19 protein-coding genes and 3 pseudogenes are annotated in these 18,402 nt (G+C 57.3%); 12 read left to right on the plus strand and 10 right to left on the minus strand.

The genetic code is table 11. From position 1 onward, the window contains the following. Positions 1–109: 109 nt before the first annotated feature. Positions 110–1,339, minus strand: a complete 1,230-nt coding sequence (locus J3O30_RS32090) for an alpha/beta hydrolase (protein WP_207586094.1) — start codon at positions 1,337–1,339, stop codon at positions 110–112. Between the two features lie 475 nt (positions 1,340–1,814). Here J3O30_RS32090 and J3O30_RS32095 point away from each other — a divergent pair, with 475 nt between their 5' ends. Continuing rightward, positions 1,815–2,273: a DUF2721 domain-containing protein gene (locus tag J3O30_RS32095; RefSeq protein ID WP_207586095.1), complete on the plus strand. Its 459-nt coding sequence runs from the start codon at positions 1,815–1,817 to the stop codon at positions 2,271–2,273. A 379-nt stretch (positions 2,274–2,652) separates the two neighbouring features. On the opposite strand, the gene J3O30_RS32100 is transcribed toward J3O30_RS32095, so the two are convergent. Continuing rightward, a protein-coding gene (locus J3O30_RS32100) for an IS6 family transposase (protein WP_246762932.1) occupies positions 2,653–3,337 on the minus strand; the annotation gives its coding sequence in 2 pieces (ribosomal slippage) (positions 2,653–2,850 and positions 2,852–3,337; 684 coding nt in all). Positions 3,338–3,427: 90 nt separating this feature from the next. Between J3O30_RS32100 and J3O30_RS33570 the strand changes: the two are divergent. The 4 genes and pseudogenes from J3O30_RS33570 to J3O30_RS33575 form a co-directional block, all read left to right on the plus strand. Then, positions 3,428–3,691: pseudogene (locus J3O30_RS33570) on the plus strand (hypothetical protein); the annotation flags it as partial. Between the two features lie 117 nt (positions 3,692–3,808). Continuing rightward, entirely contained in the window at positions 3,809–4,771 is a 963-nt protein-coding gene (locus J3O30_RS32105; protein ID WP_207586096.1) for an SDR family oxidoreductase, read from the plus strand. A gap of 96 nt (positions 4,772–4,867) precedes the next feature. Further along, positions 4,868–5,707: pseudogene (locus tag J3O30_RS32110) on the plus strand (DEAD/DEAH box helicase); the annotation flags it as partial. Continuing rightward, positions 5,676–6,026, plus strand: a complete 351-nt coding sequence (locus tag J3O30_RS33575) for a hypothetical protein (RefSeq protein WP_246762925.1) — start codon at positions 5,676–5,678, stop codon at positions 6,024–6,026. The pseudogene J3O30_RS32110 and the gene J3O30_RS33575, both read left to right, overlap by 32 nt. A 763-nt stretch (positions 6,027–6,789) precedes the next feature. Here the strand turns inward: J3O30_RS33575 and J3O30_RS32115 are convergent. Then, positions 6,790–7,017, minus strand: a complete 228-nt coding sequence (locus tag J3O30_RS32115) for a hypothetical protein (RefSeq protein ID WP_207586097.1) — start codon at positions 7,015–7,017, stop codon at positions 6,790–6,792. 508 nt (positions 7,018–7,525) lie between these two features. On the opposite strand from J3O30_RS32115, the gene J3O30_RS32120 reads away from it, so the two are divergent. Continuing rightward, on the plus strand, positions 7,526–7,921 hold the full coding sequence (locus J3O30_RS32120) for a response regulator (protein ID WP_207586098.1): 396 nt from the start codon (positions 7,526–7,528) through the stop codon (positions 7,919–7,921). A 508-nt stretch (positions 7,922–8,429) separates the two neighbouring features. Here the strand turns inward: J3O30_RS32120 and J3O30_RS32125 are convergent. Beyond that, a complete protein-coding gene (locus tag J3O30_RS32125; protein WP_207586099.1) occupies positions 8,430–8,627 on the minus strand; it encodes a DUF4440 domain-containing protein in 198 nt (65 codons plus the stop codon). 81 nt (positions 8,628–8,708) lie between these two features. Then, positions 8,709–9,725, minus strand: a complete 1,017-nt coding sequence (locus J3O30_RS32130) for an HWE histidine kinase domain-containing protein (RefSeq protein WP_207586100.1) — start codon at positions 9,723–9,725, stop codon at positions 8,709–8,711. Positions 9,726–9,919: 194 nt separating this feature from the next. On the opposite strand from J3O30_RS32130, the gene J3O30_RS32135 reads away from it, so the two are divergent. Continuing rightward, on the plus strand, positions 9,920–10,957 hold the full coding sequence (locus J3O30_RS32135; protein ID WP_207586101.1) for a PAS domain-containing protein: 1,038 nt from the start codon (positions 9,920–9,922) through the stop codon (positions 10,955–10,957). 131 nt (positions 10,958–11,088) lie between these two features. Here J3O30_RS32135 and J3O30_RS32140 read toward each other — a convergent pair whose 3' ends face one another. Together J3O30_RS32140 and J3O30_RS32145 are read right to left on the minus strand one after the other, a co-directional pair. Beyond that, on the minus strand, positions 11,089–11,325 hold the full coding sequence (locus J3O30_RS32140) for a hypothetical protein (protein ID WP_207586102.1): 237 nt from the start codon (positions 11,323–11,325) through the stop codon (positions 11,089–11,091). A gap of 85 nt (positions 11,326–11,410) precedes the next feature. After that, a complete protein-coding gene (locus tag J3O30_RS32145; protein WP_207586103.1) occupies positions 11,411–11,593 on the minus strand; it encodes a DUF3606 domain-containing protein in 183 nt (60 codons plus the stop codon). Between the two features lie 211 nt (positions 11,594–11,804). Here J3O30_RS32145 and J3O30_RS32150 point away from each other — a divergent pair, with 211 nt between their 5' ends. The 5 genes from J3O30_RS32150 to J3O30_RS32170 all read left to right on the plus strand — a co-directional run bounded on the left by J3O30_RS32150 (position 11,805) and on the right by J3O30_RS32170 (position 16,060). Then, positions 11,805–11,960 (plus strand): hypothetical protein, encoded by a 156-nt coding sequence (locus tag J3O30_RS32150; RefSeq protein ID WP_207586104.1) that lies wholly within the window; start codon positions 11,805–11,807, stop codon positions 11,958–11,960. A 128-nt stretch (positions 11,961–12,088) separates the two neighbouring features. Continuing rightward, positions 12,089–12,997 (plus strand): Ku protein, encoded by a 909-nt coding sequence (locus J3O30_RS32155; RefSeq protein WP_207586105.1) that lies wholly within the window; start codon positions 12,089–12,091, stop codon positions 12,995–12,997. A gap of 12 nt (positions 12,998–13,009) precedes the next feature. Beyond that, positions 13,010–13,819 (plus strand): Ku protein, encoded by an 810-nt coding sequence (locus J3O30_RS32160; RefSeq protein WP_207586106.1) that lies wholly within the window; start codon positions 13,010–13,012, stop codon positions 13,817–13,819. A 3-nt stretch (positions 13,820–13,822) separates the two neighbouring features. Further along, a complete protein-coding gene (locus J3O30_RS32165; RefSeq protein ID WP_207586107.1) occupies positions 13,823–14,086 on the plus strand; it encodes a hypothetical protein in 264 nt (87 codons plus the stop codon). 486 nt (positions 14,087–14,572) lie between these two features. Continuing rightward, positions 14,573–16,060: a phospholipase D-like domain-containing protein gene (locus J3O30_RS32170; RefSeq protein ID WP_207586108.1), complete on the plus strand. Its 1,488-nt coding sequence runs from the start codon at positions 14,573–14,575 to the stop codon at positions 16,058–16,060. A 155-nt stretch (positions 16,061–16,215) separates the two neighbouring features. Here J3O30_RS32170 and J3O30_RS32175 read toward each other — a convergent pair whose 3' ends face one another. The 3 genes and pseudogenes from J3O30_RS32175 to J3O30_RS32185 form a co-directional block, all read right to left on the minus strand. After that, positions 16,216–16,671, minus strand: a complete 456-nt coding sequence (locus J3O30_RS32175; protein ID WP_207586109.1) for a hypothetical protein — start codon at positions 16,669–16,671, stop codon at positions 16,216–16,218. 121 nt (positions 16,672–16,792) lie between these two features. After that, positions 16,793–17,074: pseudogene (locus J3O30_RS32180) on the minus strand (YidB family protein); the annotation flags it as partial. Positions 17,075–17,215: 141 nt separating this feature from the next. After that, positions 17,216–18,094, minus strand: coding sequence for an NAD(P)H-binding protein (locus J3O30_RS32185; RefSeq protein WP_207586110.1), 879 nt, complete (start codon positions 18,092–18,094; stop codon positions 17,216–17,218). Positions 18,095–18,402 lie beyond the last annotated feature (308 nt).

An 18,402-nucleotide genomic window follows, 5' to 3' on the forward strand; every position in this document is an offset into this window, starting at 1 on the left:
TGGCGGGGAGCTTTCACCGAAGTGTTTTAAATCGGCTCCGAGATGCTCCACGCTAATAGTTCCCTGACGAGTGACGTTGAAAAGAATCTCAGGTTGGTGTCTGGATTTTTCATCGATTGGTGACAGTGTCCTTAAGAATGCCGCTCAGTTCGTCGGCTTCGCTCGGCAGGTGTTGCCTGGTCGTCTGATCAACAACCGATTCCGGTAGGGCGATTCCAAGTCCAATAATCCCGCCAACGGACATCCCGATATCTGTCGATTTTCTGAAGATCCTGTCGCCAACGCCTTCATTCCAGTCATCAATAGTCTGGCCTTCTTCCAGTCGTCCGCCAATTAGCCTAACCAGTTCGGGGCTGGTTGCGAACTTCCCGTGATTGAGGCTATCATTGCTCCCATGTTTGGTTAAATCGATAACGGTGATGTCGTGTGCTGCAAGCTGCGTCTTGTAAGGTTCCGCTGTTGGATCGATCGCGCCCAGTCTCGCCGTGCTGCCCCAGAGTCTTCGCGAAAGCGCAAGCGCGCGATCGTCCCGCGAAACTAGCAAAGTGAATTTTGGTCTTGGGCTGCCCATGTCATCGATTTCATTCGCGAATACGTCCACGTCAACATCCGGCGCGGCCAGCATGACGTCCTTAATCTTCAGCGGCAGCTGGTGATCGCGAATCGCCATTTGACGGAGGGTTTCTAACGTCAACCAGTTGCCCATTGAATGGGCAAGGATCGTTATCTCAGCGACGTTTTCATCCTTTGCCAGTAGATTGAGTACCTGCTCCAAACCGTCACGCGAAAAATTGGTGCTTTCACGATCGTAGCCATAGGCGAAAATGCTGCCGCGGGAGGGCCATGTGAACAACACCGGCACGAGCGGTGTGCCAGCGTCGTGGACAAACTGCGCTGAGCGAAATACGGCATCGTCGAAGCGGTTATTGAACCCGTGCACGAACACCAGAACGCGTCGTTTCGGCGTTAGAGCGGTATCGGACCGAACCCATTGCCGAGCGCCCTCGAGATCCAGTCTCTCTGCCTTTACTGTTACGAAATCAGTGGCGGGGTTGCCGGGCGTCTTTTGGGGCCATTCGACATCGCCGCTTTTGTGGGCTTCGCCCGGTGGGATGGAGACCACAACATTAGCAAAGCTCAATGCCCTGCCGCGCTCACCCGAGAACATTTCACCTGAGGCATCTGTCTTACGGGTCGTGGCCACCAACAGGTCGACTTTGGAGGTGCTGGGAATTTTTTCTGATATCGGAAGCAAAACATGTTCGGGTCGTCCTGCACATGCCGCCATTATGGCAAGCAAAGAGCAAGATAAAAGCACTTGACCAAACCTAATCTGCATTATCGATACTCACAGCCGAGTGAAACTGTTAAATGAGAAGTTAATCAACGCAAGAGTTTGATAATAATGCAGAAACATGCTTATCGCTTTGGTGTCATTACCGATCCGAAACGCTTCTTGCATAGGTGTTATAGGTACAAGCCTCGGTTTTGGTTGCCTTGTGGCATTTCCCTTACGATCGCGGGCTAGTTGATCAAGAGCACCAAACCGGCGGCTCCACACACGGCGATGTCTGGATCCTATACTATCAGTAAGCATGGGCGGATGGAAATATCCGTCACGTTTTCGTTCTGGGAAGTGTCGTTCGGGACTGCGCGAAGCTGCTGTTGCGAAAATGGCCGCTCTTAAAACTGATCGGGCGGTTCAAGACTACGTTGACAGCCCCGCTTCGACGAATGGTAGAATGGGGCGCAACGCGAAGCGTTGCGCGGTCAAACTAACCGATACTTTTGATCGCCGACCGGCCGGAGGAATCATGGACACCCCACCAATCATCAGCGACTATGCTGATGCGATCCAAACCTCCTTGGCCCCGGTATTTCTGCTTGCTGGTACCGCCGCGTTTGTGAGTATCTACTGTATCCGCCTCGGGCGGGTCTCCGACCGAGTTAACGAGATCGCGGACAAACAATCATCAGGTGAGAAGTCACGACAACAGCTTATCTACCTGCAGACACGAACACTGGCTCTTGAACTGGCGGTTATACTTGGCGTTGTAGCGGGAATCTGCACCTGCGCGGCAATTTTGAACCTGCTTTCTGGCGCACTCGCGATCCGTCTTCGGCCTGAAAACTTGTCGTGGTTCTTTGGTGGTGCCATCGTCTCGCTGATGCTTTCGCTAGTCTCGTTCCTATTTGAACTCTTGGCCGCTGGTCGGAGCATGATTCTGCAAATCCGTAGAGACCGTAACGGGCAAAACAGAACGCAGGCATGAAGGTAGGCTCGAGGCGCGGCATCCCTGCGGTCGGCGCCGCGCCCTGATCATCACCGGAATTGCTGACGTCGATCGAGTGAAGGGCCCGCTTCGTGTTATGCAAATGCTGATGCTGCTTGTGCCCTAGTCCTCCGAGGCGAGTTCCTTAAGAGCTGGCTCGGGAAATCTGCACAGCTAGGATAAGTGGAATTTGTGCCTGACTTCGGCTTAGATGCCGGGAACAGGAGAGACCATCACGAGACGACCGCGCCGGAACCACAGCCCGGCTTTCAAGGCAAAGGTGGCGCTCGCCGCCATCCGAGGTGAGCAGACGCTAGTGGAATTGGGTTCTGTCGCAAATTTTTAGCAAGGTCGCAGAACCAGCTGACGCTGGACACACCTACGCAGCGAGTGAAGCGAATTGCTGAAATGGCGATTGGCCACTGGGTGAAAATTGGCCCTTGCGGATCATGTGCGCCACTTCGATACCATCCAGTGTCGCTGACGCAGACTGAAAGGATTTGAAGCCTTTCATCGGGCCGGTCAGCTTCTTGATGAACCGGTGGTCCTGCTCAATCATGTTGTTGAGGTTATTTGACCTGCAGGATCTCGATCAGCCAGAACCATCCCTGCAACAGCAGTAGCCAGTTGATGTTTTGCAATCCTGCCAGGTTGGCACCGCTCTTATCGATGACGACCTTTTCAGGCCAGCCATTGTTCTTGATCGTGCGGGCGAAGAAAGCGCTGGCCGCAGCCTCATCGCGATGCTCAGACAGCATGAAATCAAGGGTTCTGCCGAATTTATCGACAGCCCGATAGAAATAGGTCCACTTGCCTTTGACCTGAATATAGGTCTCGTCCATCCGCCAGGAGCTGCTGGTTGCGGATTTCCGGCGACGAGCCCGGCAGGCGAGAAGCGGCGAATACTTCACCACCCATCTGTTCAGCGTCGCGTGGTCAACGGTAACGCCGCGCTCGGCCATGATCTCTTCCAGATCACGATAGGAGACTGCATATCGGACGTAGAAAAACACCGCGTATAGAATAACCTCTTTCGGGTAATGGCTGCCTTTGAAATCGACCATGATCTGGAACTCAACCTGCCTGCTCATCTTCAACCCAGATCTATGGCATCACCAACCTGGCGGCAAATGCGCTGAGAAATTTGCGACAGAACCGAATCCGGCGTACCGGAAGAAGACGCCAACTTCTATGCTGAAGGCATCCGACGTGGTGGTTCGGTCGTAACCGCTCGGGTCGACGAAAGCCGGGTTGCTTCGGCTGAAGCAATCCTCAACAGGTCGCCGCGTGTCGACGTCGCAGCACGGCGGGCGAGCTACGCCGAGCAGGGCTGGACGCGTTTCGACGAAACGGCCGACCCGTATACGGAGGCGCAGATTGCCGCGGAACGCGACCGGTATCGCCTGAACCGTCTTTAAGTCGCTTCGAACTCAGTTATCGGAAAGCCTTGCATAGCTGCGGGGCTTTTTGCTGACTTCTGCTGGGACCTTTTGAGACCTTTGGCGTTGTCCTCTCAAAATCGAGAGGAGAGCAAGATGTCATCGAAAGCCACCGCCGCAAAGCAGCGCGAGATCCAGCAACAGGTCGACAATGCCGACGAGAAGGCGAAGTCGAAGCCGAAGCCGTCCGGCGCTATGCAGGCAGGCGCGCGCCGCTATCCCGAACCGCCTTTTCCTGAGGTTCACCAGGCCAAGCCCGGCTCCGAAGCGGACCTTCCGCTCGCGCCCATGTACGACGCGCCTTTCTACAAGGGCTCGGAAAAGCTGAAGGACAAGGTCGCCATCATAACGGGCGGAGATTCGGGCATCGGCCGTTCGGTGGCGATCCTGTTCGCACGAGAAGGCGCCGACGTCGCGATCGTTCATCTCGACGAGGATCGAGATGCCGCGGATACCAAGGCGGCCGTCGAGAAGGAAGGCCGCAAGTGCCTTGTTATAAAAGGTGATGTCAAGGATGCGAAGTTCTGCCGGAATGCCGTCGCAAAGACAGTCAGGCACTTCTCCCGGCTCGACATCCTCGTCAACAATGCCGCCTTTCAGGTTCACTCCGCCGAAATCGAAGACCTGACCGAAGAACATTTCGACGAGACGTTGAAGACCAACCTCTATGGCTATTTCTACATGGCGAAAGCTGCGATCCCGCATTTGACGAACGGCTCGGTGATCATCAACACCGGGTCGGTCACGGGCTTGGAAGGCTCCAAGGAGCTGCTCGACTATTCAATGACGAAAGGCGGCATTCATGCCTTCACCGAGGCGTTGTCCAGCCAGCTCGTGCCGAAGGGCATCCGCGTCAATGCCGTCGCGCCAGGACCGGTCTGGACGCCTCTCAATCCTTCTGACAAGCAGGCCGAGGACGTCGCGAAGTTCGGCAGCCAGACGCCGATGAAGAGGGCAGCCCAGCCCGAGGAAATTGCTCCGGCCTACGTGTTCCTCGCGTCACCCCAGATGTCGAGCTACATCACTGGTGAAATCCTGCCGATCGTCGGCGGCTACTGAGGCTGGCGCGATGGGAAGGTTCCATTGCCATGCGCTCCGGGACGAAACCAAGGAGACGGCCGAAATCCAAGCTCAGGTGGCGATTGAGAGCCATGGCTGGTCGTCGAAAGACTCGAAGATGGTCGTGTTCAGCCTGAAGCTGTCGTGTCCTATGTCGAAATGGCGATCTACGAGGCCATCCTTCGACACCAGCAGGGAAAAGATCCGGAACTCGCCCGGTTCGATGGAGAGGTTCATGGACGGCTGGTCAACGAGTTCGCGGCGTTGGATCGAAGCCGCATGGCCCTGTCTCGCCTCGACGTCGTCCGGGCGCATCACAGGCGAATCCCACAGATCAGCGGTCTCGGACCGGTCGGAATCCTTAGAGGTGAAATGGCACGGCGTCGCGGGCATATGCCGATCCGCCAGCTTATGCAGCGTGCCTCGCCAGCGATCCAGGCGTTGAAGCCTGTCTTCATGATGAGTCCTCTCTCGATCGCACAGTTCCTGCCGCCGGGCGTGCTCGAATTCGACCTTCTCGTCATGGACGAAGCCAGCCAGATTCAGCCGGTCGACGCACTAGGAGCGGTAGCCCGCGCAAAGCAGGTTGTGGTCGTTGGTGACGAACGGCAATTGCCGCCGACGCGGTTCTTCTCGAAGATGACGTCAAGCTCCGGGGACGAGGACGACGATGGCCAGGATGGCGCGCAGGTTTCAGACATCGAAAGCATCCTCGGATTGTTTTCGGCTCGAGGACTGCCGGAAAAGATGTTGCGCTGGCACTACCGCAGCCGGCATCAGTCCTTGATTGCCGTCTCCAACAGCCAGTTCTACGACAGCAAGCTGTATATCGTTCCCAGTCCCTACACCGCGGAAGCAGGGATGGGTCTCAGGTTCCACCACGTGCCCGGCGGCGTCTTCGAGGATGGTATCAACAGGGTCGAGGCGAAGGTGGTTATGGATCCTTCTTGCGACGGTGTCGCTGGCAGCCGACCCTGCTGGAGCCACGAACACGCCTTGCAGCGGAAGCAAGGGCGGTGTTGCGGGCTGCCGTGGCGACACATTCATCTGCAATGATGGCTCCGTAAGCGCCAGCAAGAAATCTTGTACGGGCTATCCCGGAGCTGCTGCTGGCCTTCTAGGCGGATCTTCGCCCCAGATGTCGCCCGCCATGGCCGGGGAGTGCTCCTGCCGGTCCGGCGCGTATTGCACGGGTCCGCGCGGAGGAAGGTACTGCATGACCGACGCCGGAACGAAAAGCTACTTGCGGAGATAGCCGCGCGGCCCATCGTCAAAACCCATAACGACCTGGGGGTTCCCGGAGCGGAGGCGACCGCGAACAAAAAAAGCCCCGCGTGCTGAACTGACCCCCGAAAGTTGGACACCCAACTTCGGGGGATCAATTTTTTCGAGAAGCGTAGATAGCAGCCGCAGCCAAGCTGGTCCGCCGTCGAAAAAAGCCCCGCATTCGCGCGGGGCTCTAGTTGGACAAACACGGACGTGCGACGTAGCAAGCACATCCATGTAATCGCAACCCGGAAAATAAAGAAAAGTTCCAACGCAAGCATTTGATTCATGCATTGCGCGGCCTAGAGCGAGCAAGGGCGGTCATCATTGGCTCGAATAGTAGTAAAGAAAAACCCGCCAAGGCGGGATCAAGATGGAGGGGTGTTTACTACAGCGCGTCTTCGCGCATTCGAAAAATAATGCTCCTTTCTCCACCATTTGCAATTAATATTATATTTACATGTCATTGTTTCCGCATTTTTATTAGGTTCTACTAAATTCAAAGCAAGGTAGAAAAGCATAACGCGAAGATTATAACTACAATTTGTATTAACAGTTTGCTATTGTTAGCTCGGCCGCTCAGCGATCACTTGCTAAACCCTAAGCAAAGAGTCTCCTGTACGTTGGGCGGCCATCAATTTTCAGTTCGCAGTCGTCCGCGCCGGCCCCGAGATCCCGCCCAGCCCAATCTTCCGCTCCTGTACGAACGGGATAAGCCTTTTAAAGAACCGGTTCGGTTGCGTTCGAAAATACTACTCGGCGGCTTGCCGCAAGGAGTTCTCCTCCGGGAGTGCCAATGGTCCGATGATTTCGAAATCGCATGGCATTGCGTGCTGGTCGGTGCCCAGCAGTGCAAGGGTCCAATAGTTGGGATCTTCTCCGAAGACAGTCGAGACTTTCACAACGGTGAGCTTCCCGTCGAAGTGCTTTGCTGAACGCGCCCAGTAATAGGCTTCCGGAATCAAACTCGCGGTAAACATAACGCTCACTCCCGTTCGAGCGCGGAAGATATCAGAATTCTTATAAATGAACATGCCTCATGGTGCGCCGCCTGCAAACGGGAACGGAGAATCCAATCCACCCTCATAGTGCCCAGGGATGTTTCTGCGGCCGCGACGAGGTCGACTGGACGATCGACTGAAACGACGGCGCCCTGCGCCCAGACGCTGGCGCGTCCTCGAGGCGGGCGGCGAGGGAAGGCCTCCGCTGCTCGTCGAGTGGGTGCCGCCGAAGATCGTCTACGCTCCGGCGCGGTCTTCGATGGAGAAGGGGGCTGCGGTACTGGAATTCAAGGCGTGTAGCCGGCTCTCGGACGGCCTTCTCCCGCGTGTGAGGATGATGTTGTCAGTGGAATCCCGGATCTCGGACCTTGGTTGGGGGATAGCTCCGACTCAAGTCTTACACGTGGAACCGCTTGTGGGGGGGAGTGTTTTCGATTGGCGACGCCAAAGAGCGCCCCGCCGATTTTTGGAGCCCCGGAGACGAATCATGCGCCTGCTCATCGTCGAAGACGAATTGGGAATCGCTCTGGCGATCGAGGACGTCGCGATCGACGCCGGATTCGAAATCACTGGCATCGCGGGGACTATGTCAGAGGCTCTGGAGCTCGGCGCCGAAGCAGACATCGCCATCATCGACGTCCGGCTTGGGGATGGACTCACCGGGCCGTCCATTGCCCGCGCGCTCTTTTCCGAGTTCGGACTTGGGGTGGCTTATTTCACCGTGAATCCTGGCCTCATCGAGAACCCGGAGGGGCGACCTGTCGCCACCATGCGGACGAACCCCGAAAGAATAGTGGATGCGCTGTCCATGGCAGCCAAGAACGCCGCGCAAGAACGCATCGCGTCGCGAGCGGGCCTACCTTCCACTGAACGCTTGAGGTGATCGATTGGCTTCCAGCGACGGGAATAAATGGAGCAGCACACTGCACGTATTATCGGCCGAGATGCGAATCCCCGCGCCGCGATCCCAGGAAGCCTTAGAGATGCTCTCGGAGGCCGTACACGAACGGTTCAGCTTCTACGACGTCGGGCCAGACTAGCAGGACTCGCACAAACTGCCGGCCGCCGCACTCGAATTTTTCCCGCATTATGGAGCAAGCGGCACCGAAGAAACGCAGGCCCGATGGTTGCATGGAGCTGCACCGTTGGTAAATTCAGTTGGTATACCTATGAGGTGCCAGCATTGACCAGCGTGAAGCCTATCTCGAATGACGCTGTGCTTCTGACCTACGAGACAGAGCGCTCTTATCCAAATGGTTCAAAGCGGCGTGTGCTGCGAAGCTCCGTCTGGAAACACGACGGGCTCAAGTGGCAAATGTTTTTCCATCAAGGCACGATCAGGCCGTAGCTTGCCTTGACGTCTGTGTGGTGCAACTGATCGGAGATCGCCTTCATCGGTGACCGCCCTCTTGCACAAGAAGATCGATGATCGTTGTTCGGTCGTATACGCTGCCAGAAGCTCCAAACTCAACGAAACCTTCCGCGAGCAAAATCTCGACCGCCTCCCTGCAACCGCTTATCTCTTGGCGGTGAAGAGCTTCTTCAAGAGACTGGATTTCCTCAAGGCTAGGAGCGATATCAGGCGCCATGACCGGCCATCGGAGGCTTCGATGGTCGGCGTCATCGTTCTCGCGTGCGCGGAGCAGATATTTGCAAGGGTAGCGCCGCACCTACATTGGAGAGTCGGAGCAATTTTGATCTTGCAGGCTCTGGAGCGACGCGTCGAGGCTGAGGATCAGGCCTGTCGGGGCATAATCAACAGAGACTTTTCCGAACGCAGACAGGCTGGAATTGATGAGCCGGGAGCCGAAGCCCCTCCTTTTCGGCGCTTCCACCGTCGGACCGCCGCGCTCTCGCCAACGGAGGGTGAGGTGGTCGGCGCCCGCTTCCTGACGCAGAGACCACTCGATTTCGATCACTCCGGTATCAACCGACAGGGCCCCGTACTTCGTCGCGTTCGTGACAAGCTCGTGCAGCACGAGAGAGAACGCTAACACCGCCTGGGGGTTCAGCGTGACTGTGGGACCACTTGCTTTGAGACGGTCCGACCCAAGTCCGAGATTGACTGCGGTCGCCTCGACGATCGTGTCCATGGTCGCTGACAGCCAGTTCTTCTGCAGCAAAATGTCATGCGCGTGGGCATAGGCGTTGACGCGCGCCGATATCGACTGCTCCGCATCCTTCATGCTGCCGGCACTTCTGAATGACTGGCTGATAATTGCCTGAACGACGGCCAGCGTATTCTTGATGCGGTGCGAGAGCTCGTGCATGAGGACGTGCTGTCGCTGCTCATTTTCACGCTGCTCCGTTCGATCCCTGAGGATCTTTACGAATCCTTCGAGTTCGCCGTCATCCGACCTCAGCGTCATGAGCTGGCCTGATGCCCAGAATAACGAGCCGTCCTTTCGAACGTGCCAGCGTTCATCGTCTCCGTGGCCATCGATCAAAGCAGCGGTCATTTCCCGCTGGGGAACCCCAGTCTCGCGGTCTGCCTGTGTGAAAATTACGCCGACCGGCTGGCCAATGATTTCAGCCTCGTCCCATCCAAGGATCCTGCGCGCTCCCTCATTCCATGTGGTCACCCTGTGATCGAGATCCACGGAGATGATCGCATATTCGATGGCACTCTGGAGGATGGCTTCGAGGAAGCGTTCCCTGGCGCGACTGGAATTGGAAAAAGGGTTCATGACATGTTTCGCCTGATCCATCAGGTCATGAGCGGATGATCTTTCTCAACACTATACCCGACATCGCCGCATTACCATCGAAGCCGTGATGTTCGCGTAAGGAAGCCATCGATCTGAGCTGAAAAGATGATCAGCGTGGGAAACAAAGGAACACGCGTGACGTTATTTGTCGACGTCTGATAAAGCGTGGAAGCATGGCCAGCCATTTAACAAGAAAACTGCACGGAGATTTGCCTTCGGCATCGTCAAAAGCAGCCTTGGTTGATCGAAAAGACCTGGCAGCCATCGCGTTTGAACGAACAAGGATGCCGATGGTTGTCACCGACGCACGTAGGCCGGATCTGCCGATCGTGCTGGCAAACAAATCATTCCTCGAACTGACAGGTTACTCCGCGGAAGAGGTGTTGGGCCGCAATTGCCGTTTCCTTCAGGGTCCGGCGACATCTCCGATCGCTGTCGCCGAAATTCGAGCGGGCATCGCCGACGAGCGCGAGGCCAGCGTCGAAATCTTGAACTATAAGAAAAGCGGGGAGCCGTTCTGGAATCGCGTGCACCTGAGCCCTATCCATGGCGATGATGGAAGAATCCTGTATTTCTTTGGGTCGCAAATCGACATGACGGAGTACCGGCGGATTGAGGCGCTGGAAGCTTCCGAGCATCGCCTGCTCATGGAGGTCGATCACCGGTCGAAGAATGTCCTCGCCATTGTTGACAGTATCGTTCGCCTCAGCAACGCCGATGATCCAGCCCTTTATGCAGCAGCTATCCAGCACCGCGTGCAGGCGCTTGCCCGTGCCCATAATTTGTTGGCTGAACGACGATGGGCGAGTATTTCGGTCGAGGAACTCGTGCGGTTGCAGGTCACGCCATTTTCGGCAACCCGTGCCGTCTTTAGCGGACCTGATGTCAGGTTGCCGGCGCCGGTTGTCCAACCGGTCGCGCTCGTTCTCCACGAGCTCGCCGTCAATGCGGCTCGCCACGGTGCGCTTGCCGCGCCACAAGGCAGGCTCTCAATCAGCTGGATGCACGGACCGTCCGGCGCCGGCTTCAAGCTTCGCTGGCAGGAGGCGGGTGTTGCTACGGCGCCGACCTCTACCAAAAAAGGTTTTGGCACGGTGATTGTCGGCGCGATGGTTGAAAAACAGCTGAAAGGGCGTGTCGAGAAAACCTGGACGAATGATGGGCTTCTTATTGAGATCGAGGTACCTTCTGTCGGCTCAACTACCCGATAGCGCACGCTCTGGGCCGGATTTCTACGGGCTTGTTGAGGTCGCCCGCCATTTTGGGTTTCGGCCGTCACCAGGCAGTGGGACCGAGGGCGCTCGTGAATATCGGGCCATCCGGTTGCCACGGATCATAGGAATCAGTGCAAAGAGTCGGAAGATGGCGCGTTGATTCGAGTGGCGGCCAGCCCCACATAGGTCCCGATCAAGATCGTCGCCATCTCCTCTACCGATCGGCAGCCGCGGTCGTATAGCTCGATCGCCGCATCGCAGAGAAACGAGGACGCCTGATCGTCCCATTCGACCTCATAGTACCGATACCATTCCCGGACAGCTTTCGACATGATGCGATAGTCGTTTGGAGCGCCCCTTGTCATCGAAGACCTCATAAAGGCTCCTGCGTCGACGTGGCGAGGCAAGAGGTCGCCGGGTCGAGAGACCCTGAGAGCGTCAGCACACGGATCAGCGTCGGCCGATTTCGGCTTCGACTTTCTTTCGGGAGTTTCCGGCGCTCTTGACCGCCTTTTTGACGGTATCCTTGGAGACGCCTTCCTTCTCCGCTTCGTATTTCACCTCGTGATCCTGGCCGCCCGCTACGCGGGCGCGATCTTGTACGCGGCCTCGGGAAGTCTGTGTCTTTGCCATTGGGTTTCTCCTTGATGAAGGTTCGCAAAAAGAAACTCGCTACGATTCCAGTGGTTCCTCGGAAACAACAATGTCCGTCATGCTGCGCTGAAGCGACACTAAACCCGCTATGCATTATCGGACGAGCGGGATCAGGATGACGAGCGGTAACCTATGGACACTGAAGCATTGCGGGCGGGAATCACGCGGTAGTCTCGTTACTGGCGACGCCTTGACCGAGTTTCTCTGCACCGAAGAACTGCCAGGGATCGTGCCGCCGGATTGGATCGTGACCAGCTTCGGATGGAAGAAGAGGACGACGGTGTTGCCGTTCATTCCTCGCCGCTCGGTTGGACGCTCCGCGCAAAGCGCATGGCGTAACTTCTGATATGCTTTCAACCCGGAATCAATCTGTGAACGCAATTCTGTAAGTTATTGAAAAATGATTCGTTTCGAGTCGGAACGAATCATCCTGAGACGTCTTTGAGTCGCGACAAGGTGATTCGGAGAAACGTCATGGCAACAGGGCATCGCGCGCAGTGGAAGGGCTTCGTAAAATTCGGTGAGGTCTCCTTCGGAGTAGCGCTTTATACGGCGGCAAGCACGTCAGAGCGCATTACATTCAACACGATCAATAAGGCATCCGGGAACAGGGTGAACCGCATCTTCATCGACAGCGAGACAAAGGACCCGGTTCCGAAGGAGCAACAGACAAAAGGCTTCGAGGTCGAAACTGGCCAGTACATTATCATCGATCCAGAGGAAGTTGCCGCGACGATCCCTGAAAGCAACAAGACCCTCGAGATTGATGCCTTCATTCCCTGCTCAAATGTGGACGACGTCTATTTCGACAAGCCCTACTACCTGACCCCTGACAAGGTGGGTAGCGACGCCTTCGCAGCTCTGCGCGACGGCATGAAGAAGTCGAATGTCGTCGCCATAGCGCGCACGGTTCTCTTCCGGCGAATGCGGGCCGTGCTCATACGGCCGCATGGCAAAGGCCTTATCGCGACGACCATGAACTATGACTACGAGGTACGGGATTCGAAGAAGGCCTTTGAGGAAATCCCCAAGCTCAAGATCGAGGGGGAGATGCTCGATCTAGCCAAGCACATCATCGGCACCAAGAAGGGAACCTTCGACCCTGCGACCTTCGATGATCGCTATGAAGCCGCTCTTGCCGACCTGGTCAAGGCGAAGATCGAGGGCAAGGCGTTGCCGAAGCCGAAGAAGGTCGAAGTGTCGAAGCCGAACGATCTTCTCGCCGCCCTGCGCGAAAGCGCAGGGATGATGAAGGCCACAGCGGACAAGCCGAAGCGCACTGCCGCCAACGCCAATCAGGGCACTGGCCGGCAGCGCGCCACACGCGGACCAGCTTCGAAGACCGCTTCTGCTGGAACCACCCCGCGTCGCAAGGCTAGCTGAGGAGATTGACCCATGGCACCGCGTTATTATTGGAAAGGCTACCTGAAACTCTCGTTGGTCACGTGCCCCGTTGCGATGACCCCAGCGACCAGCGAGAGCGAGAAGGTTCGCTTCCACACCCTCAATCGCGATACAGGAAACCGGGTCGTCTCGCAGTACGTCGATTCTGTCACGGGCAAACCTGTGAAAGACGAGAACGAAGCCAAAGGCTACGCACGCGGCGAGAACGACTACGTGATCCTCACCGACGACGATCTGGACAGGGTGGCGCTCGACACTGTGAAAACCATCGACATCGAAAAGTTTGTCCCGGCCGACAGCATAGAGTGGGTCTACTTGGAGAAGCCTCATTATCTGATGCCTGACGACGCGGTCGGGAACGAGGCTTTTGCCGTGATCAGGGACGCGATGAAGGCCGACAAGGTCGTCGGTGTTTCGAAGCTCGTCATGGGCCGCCGCGAGCGTGCCGTCATCCTTGAGCCCCGCGACGAAGGCATTGTTCTGTGGTCGCTGCGGTTCGGCGACGAAGTACGTCCGGAGGAGAGTTACTTCGAGGACATCGAGGCCGAAGCCGATCCCGATCTCATTCCCCTTGTCCAGAAACTCATCAAGCAGAAGTCAGCCCGCTGGACGACGAATATGGTCAGCGACCCGATCCAGGCCAAGCTGCTGAAGCTGATCGAGGAAAAGAAGAAGCTGCTTAAACCCAAGAAGACCGCAAAGGGTAAAACAGCGACAGCGCCCGCATCGAACGTCGTCAATATCATGGACGCATTGAAAAAGAGCATCCAGGCGGACCTCAAAGGTCGGAAGGCGGGGTGAGTCATGCATCTGACAGACACCAAAGTGGCCCATCAACACACTGGCGGGCGGATCGACTTCGTCGGCGACGATGGCGACGCGGTCGCCGTCCACGTTGCCGACGGCGGGTATCTGGACGAAGGGACAGCGGTACAGCGCGCTCGGGCGATATTGGTGCAGTTGACGGAGTTTGGGACGCGCGGCGGCGGGAGGAGCCTGAATGCGTACGATGCCGCCAGCAACGGCAACTTCGACGACATCCAGCCACTGATCGGCACCCCTCATTAGCGCACGTGACATATCCCAGTCGCAGGCAATACGCAGCCTCGATGCCATTGAACGGTAGTCTGCCGTCGCCCGTTGCGGCCATCGCGCCTTTCTTTCGAGAGGTGGTTTTTGAAGTAGGGCCTCGCGAGGAAAAACGAACTGGTCCACGAAATCTGGCTCGATCGCGGGCCTGATGGCCTGATGGTCACAAGAGCACGCGAGCGAGCGTCTTTGTTCCAAGCGGTTTCGGGACACGCGTCCTGACACGACCGTACACGCGTCCGATTCATGCGGCCGGCCGGATCATTTCGAACGGGCATCGCACACAGACCGTTCCCCGATGTTGCCCGTTGTTGAAGTCGCCAGCGTCCTGATCAACGGGAACTACGATCACGGGCTCCTCGTTACGCTTGAGAGAGGGAAATTGTGAGACATGTCATGGCATCCGCGTGTTAAGTGTCCTCTCTATGTCCGTGCTTGAAGCCTAACTCGAGTATTGGAGAACGAATGGCGCCGCAGCCGCTGCTAAACCCGCCCGAAAATTGCTGGCGGATCGAGCGTGCCGACGAGTTTGCTTTACTGATTGATGCGGACTGCTATTTTGCCGCAGCGCGTGCAGCAATGAAGGCCGCGAAGCGTTCCATCTTCTTGGTTGGCTGGGATTTCGACGCTCGTGTCACTCTCGGACACCCCGATGTCAGCGAAGAGGGGCCTCGCGCAGTCGGTGATTTTCTACTCTGGCTCGCGAGGCGAAATTCAGATCTGGAAATCCGACTGCTCCTTTGGAATCCTGCTTTTCTGGCGAATTGGGCCAAGTTTTCGAATGTTCCATACTTGCTGCGCTGGAAACTGCACCCGCGTATTTCAGTCAGGCTGGACGGCAACCACCCGGTAGGCAGCTCGCACCATCAGAAGATTCTGGTCGTCGATGACAGCCTCGCGTTTTGCGGCGGCATAGACGTCACCACGGATCGTTGGGACACGCGCGAGCACCTCGACAACGATCAGCGGCGCAAGCGGCCGAACGGAGTTCTCTATGGCCCGTGGCACGACGCGTCCAGCTACTGCATCGGCCCGGCCGCGCGTGCTCTGGGCGACCTTTGCCGGGAACGGTGGAAGCTCGCGGGCGGCGAAGAGCTGGAACCTGCCGAGTGGCATCAGGCATTTCCCCGGGTCGACGGGGCGATAGCCTTTGGGGCCGTCGATCTCGCGATCTCGCGAACCAGTCCTGAATATGAAGGTCGCCAGCGCGTGACAGAGGTTGAGAGGCTCTATGTCGATATGATCATGTCGGCGCGGGACGTCATTTATGCCGAAAGCCAATACTTCGCGTCCCGCATCGTTGCTCAGGCCATGGCGCGCAGGCTCGCGGAAATAGATTGCCCTGAAATTGTCCTGATCAATCCGGTTGAGGCGGATAACTGGCTTGGTTCGCTCGCAATGGACACCGCCCGTGCCAGGTTGCGGGAATCATTGCGGCGGCACGACCGGCGCAACCGATTTCGCATCTACCATCCCGTAACGGCGCAGGGCGCTCCCGTCTACGTCCATTCCAAGCTCATGATTGTCGACGACCAGGCGATGCGTGTCGGTTCGTCGAACTTCAATAACCGGTCCATGCGGTTCGACAATGAGTGCGACGTGGCGTTCGAGGCGCAGGGCTCGGATGCTCTTGCGCAACGGCTGCTGCACCTGAGAAACGACATGCTCGCCGAGCACCTTGGTACCGGAGTGGAAGAGTTCTCGGCAATCGTCGAGCGGAGTGGATCGCTGATCGGCGCAATTGAAGAAGTCAGAACGAGGCCGGGGCCCGGCGCGCAGCCCGCCTCGCGTACGTTGCTCCCATATCTCACGCCGGAGATTTCGGACCTTGCGGAATGGCTCGCAGATAACGAAATTCTGGACCCAGAAGGTCCGGACGCTGTGTTCGAACCGATCGAAAAACGAGGCCTTTTCCGCGGAAAGCTCAAAGTTCCGTCCCTGCGCCGCGGTTAGCCAGGCTGGTCAGTTATGAAGCAGTGGAGACAGACAGGACCATAAAGCCAACCGATCGCACCTGCCAGGGCGTTCTTACTTCGGCAGTAACGAGAAAAGAAAAAGGCCGCTCGCGGAAGCGGCCTTTGTCTTCCGAAACTTAAAGGCAGCTTCGATCAGCCAGCGGCCTTGATGCTCGTGTTGCAGAGGCTCCAATAGCCGCCGCCCTTCTGGATCCACTTCAGATCTCCGAGCGATCCAGCATCCTTGGCGGCGTGATAGGCGTCGACGCAGGTGTGAAGGCGGCCCTTGGCCGGCGTCTCACTAGAGTATTTCTTGTCGACCGCTTTCGGGAACTTGACGCTTTTCGGCGCCATGGTCGTCGGCTTCGCCGGCTCTTTGTCGGTTGTCTTAGCGACATCCGCCTCGTCGGCCTTATCGTCAGCGGCAGCGTCCGCTCCACAGAACTTGGCGCGGAAATCGTTCCACTTTACGTTGGCGGCAGAACCGTCGGCCTTCGCTGCCTGATATTTCGTGCTGCATTCCTTCATGGTCAAGGCGTGCGCCGGCGACGACAGAACGAACGCTGCAAGGAGCGAGCCCGCGGCGGGCAGAAGCAGTTTCTTCAACATGGGATGGCCTCGATGTGATGTTGACGGTGGCAGTCTTCACTTCCGCCGCTGCGTCAGGACGTGGACGACGGTAGTTCGGACTTGCTTGATCGATGGCGGTCGGAAGGTGCTCGGCGAGAAGCTCGGGCACTTTGGTAATAACGATGCCAAACTTGGTGGCGAGAGCCTGCAGCTGTTCGGACGAAAGCGCTAAGCGGATCTGATCCGCGGTCACTGGCAGACTATCGCCCGTGCCGATCCAGGAAGCCACCTGATGGCCACGCCCGCTTTGATTGAGTTTCGTGAGAATGCCATCGAGTGCGCCGGCATTCTGGAAAACGTCTTCGGCGACAACCAGAAGGTTGACCGGTCTGTCGTTCAAGACGCCGCTGACGATACTGCCCAAACCGTCGAAAAGTCCCATGACATTCCCCTTGGGTGCATTCGCCTTCTAGCATAGATGCTTATACCTACTGAATGAACTGGCGATGAACAGGTCACACCGGCTGACCCCGCTTGAGGCTTGGGTGTCGCTTGCTCGACCTTCGGCACTTCTGAGGTGACATTACTCAGGTGAAGAAAGCGGCCGCAACGCGTCGATCAGCTCCGTGGTGCCGCGGCGAACCTCGCCGGCGTTCGGTTCGATGTCGATCAAGCCACCCATGTTCTTGGCATCGTTGGCTTTAATCAGGAGGTCGGCTAGGGTCGCTGGCACGGTCCGCTCGAATACCTCCTTCCATTGCGAGCGAGGTACCGCCCTTGCGTGAATCAGCCGGCCCGATAATTGGCTCACCGCCGTCGCAACATCGCTGGCGCTATATCTGCGTGGTCCTTCAGCGTGGATAACCTCCAGGTTATTTCCACTGTCGGGACGCAGCAAGAGATCGGCAGCAATCACGCCCAGATCCTGGGCCGATATCGTTGGTTGCGTCATATCGACCGGATCTTGAAAGGTCATCAAGTCGCCGGAGGCAACCGCCCGTGGAATAACGCGACTCCAATTGTGCACATGTTCTGCCGATCTCAGGACAAGCAAGTGGCTATCGATCTGGGTAAGTCGCGTCTCGAGCTCACGGAAAACGCTGGGCATCCCTATGTCATCGGCGACATGCGCGCCATAGTCGGAAATGGCTAACACCCGCTTTGGGCGCGCCTGGTCGAGTGCCTTGGCAATACCTTGGATCGATCGGCGCATATCTCCGGCTGGATCGGGCGCCGTCGGCGACACCGGGACGATGAGTTGAACGGCGTCTACATCGTCGATCACTTGGGCGAGGGAGCCCGCATCCTGCAGATCGGCGAGAGCAATCTCGCACCCAATCTCACGCAGCCGCGCTGCTTTTGTCGCGTCCCGAAGGATCGCCCTGACAGGCTGGCCCGCCTTGCGCAAGGCCAATGAAGTTGAATAGCCGACTCTTCCGGCGGCCCCGACGATTGCAAACATGCGCCATTCCTTGGTTTTCGTTGTTCAAGATCTATGGAATCAGACGACACTATCGCACGGGATCAGCGAGGTCTTTGCACAGGGACCGGAGGAACGACCCGATGTTTTGCAACTCCGGGGATTGACGCGTCGAAGCTAAACAGGCGCTTTTGGATTTGTGATGAATACCTCACAGTGCAGAAGATCGAAACTTTTTTCTGTGGGGATGGGCGGCGCAGGCGTCGCCCATCCCCTGCGCGCCCGATGGGCGCTGCGAACCATCTGCTGAGACGCGGACGCGCGTCGTGCCGTTGAGGGCAAGAACTACG

It is taken from the genome of Rhizobium sp. NZLR1 (genome assembly GCF_017357385.1).
Classification (GTDB): Bacteria; Pseudomonadota; Alphaproteobacteria; order Rhizobiales; family Rhizobiaceae; genus Rhizobium.

Coding starts and splice junctions, on each gene's coding strand:
- J3O30_RS32090 (WP_207586094.1), bottom strand. CDS start 1,339: ATGCAGATTAGGTTTGGTCAAGTGCTTTTATCTTGCTCTTTGCTTGCC.
- J3O30_RS32095 (WP_207586095.1), top strand. CDS start 1,815: ATGGACACCCCACCAATCATCAGCGACTATGCTGATGCGATCCAAACC.
- J3O30_RS32105 (WP_207586096.1), top strand. CDS start 3,809: ATGTCATCGAAAGCCACCGCCGCAAAGCAGCGCGAGATCCAGCAACAG.
- J3O30_RS33575 (WP_246762925.1), top strand. CDS start 5,676: ATGGTATCAACAGGGTCGAGGCGAAGGTGGTTATGGATCCTTCTTGCG.
- J3O30_RS32115 (WP_207586097.1), bottom strand. CDS start 7,017: ATGTTTACCGCGAGTTTGATTCCGGAAGCCTATTACTGGGCGCGTTCA.
- J3O30_RS32120 (WP_207586098.1), top strand. CDS start 7,526: ATGCGCCTGCTCATCGTCGAAGACGAATTGGGAATCGCTCTGGCGATC.
- J3O30_RS32125 (WP_207586099.1), bottom strand. CDS start 8,627: ATGGCGCCTGATATCGCTCCTAGCCTTGAGGAAATCCAGTCTCTTGAA.
- J3O30_RS32130 (WP_207586100.1), bottom strand. CDS start 9,725: ATGAACCCTTTTTCCAATTCCAGTCGCGCCAGGGAACGCTTCCTCGAA.
- J3O30_RS32135 (WP_207586101.1), top strand. CDS start 9,920: ATGGCCAGCCATTTAACAAGAAAACTGCACGGAGATTTGCCTTCGGCA.
- J3O30_RS32140 (WP_207586102.1), bottom strand. CDS start 11,325: ATGACAAGGGGCGCTCCAAACGACTATCGCATCATGTCGAAAGCTGTC.
- J3O30_RS32145 (WP_207586103.1), bottom strand. CDS start 11,593: ATGGCAAAGACACAGACTTCCCGAGGCCGCGTACAAGATCGCGCCCGC.
- J3O30_RS32155 (WP_207586105.1), top strand. CDS start 12,089: ATGGCAACAGGGCATCGCGCGCAGTGGAAGGGCTTCGTAAAATTCGGT.
- J3O30_RS32160 (WP_207586106.1), top strand. CDS start 13,010: ATGGCACCGCGTTATTATTGGAAAGGCTACCTGAAACTCTCGTTGGTC.
- J3O30_RS32165 (WP_207586107.1), top strand. CDS start 13,823: ATGCATCTGACAGACACCAAAGTGGCCCATCAACACACTGGCGGGCGG.
- J3O30_RS32170 (WP_207586108.1), top strand. CDS start 14,573: ATGGCGCCGCAGCCGCTGCTAAACCCGCCCGAAAATTGCTGGCGGATC.
- J3O30_RS32175 (WP_207586109.1), bottom strand. CDS start 16,671: ATGTTGAAGAAACTGCTTCTGCCCGCCGCGGGCTCGCTCCTTGCAGCG.
- J3O30_RS32185 (WP_207586110.1), bottom strand. CDS start 18,094: ATGTTTGCAATCGTCGGGGCCGCCGGAAGAGTCGGCTATTCAACTTCA.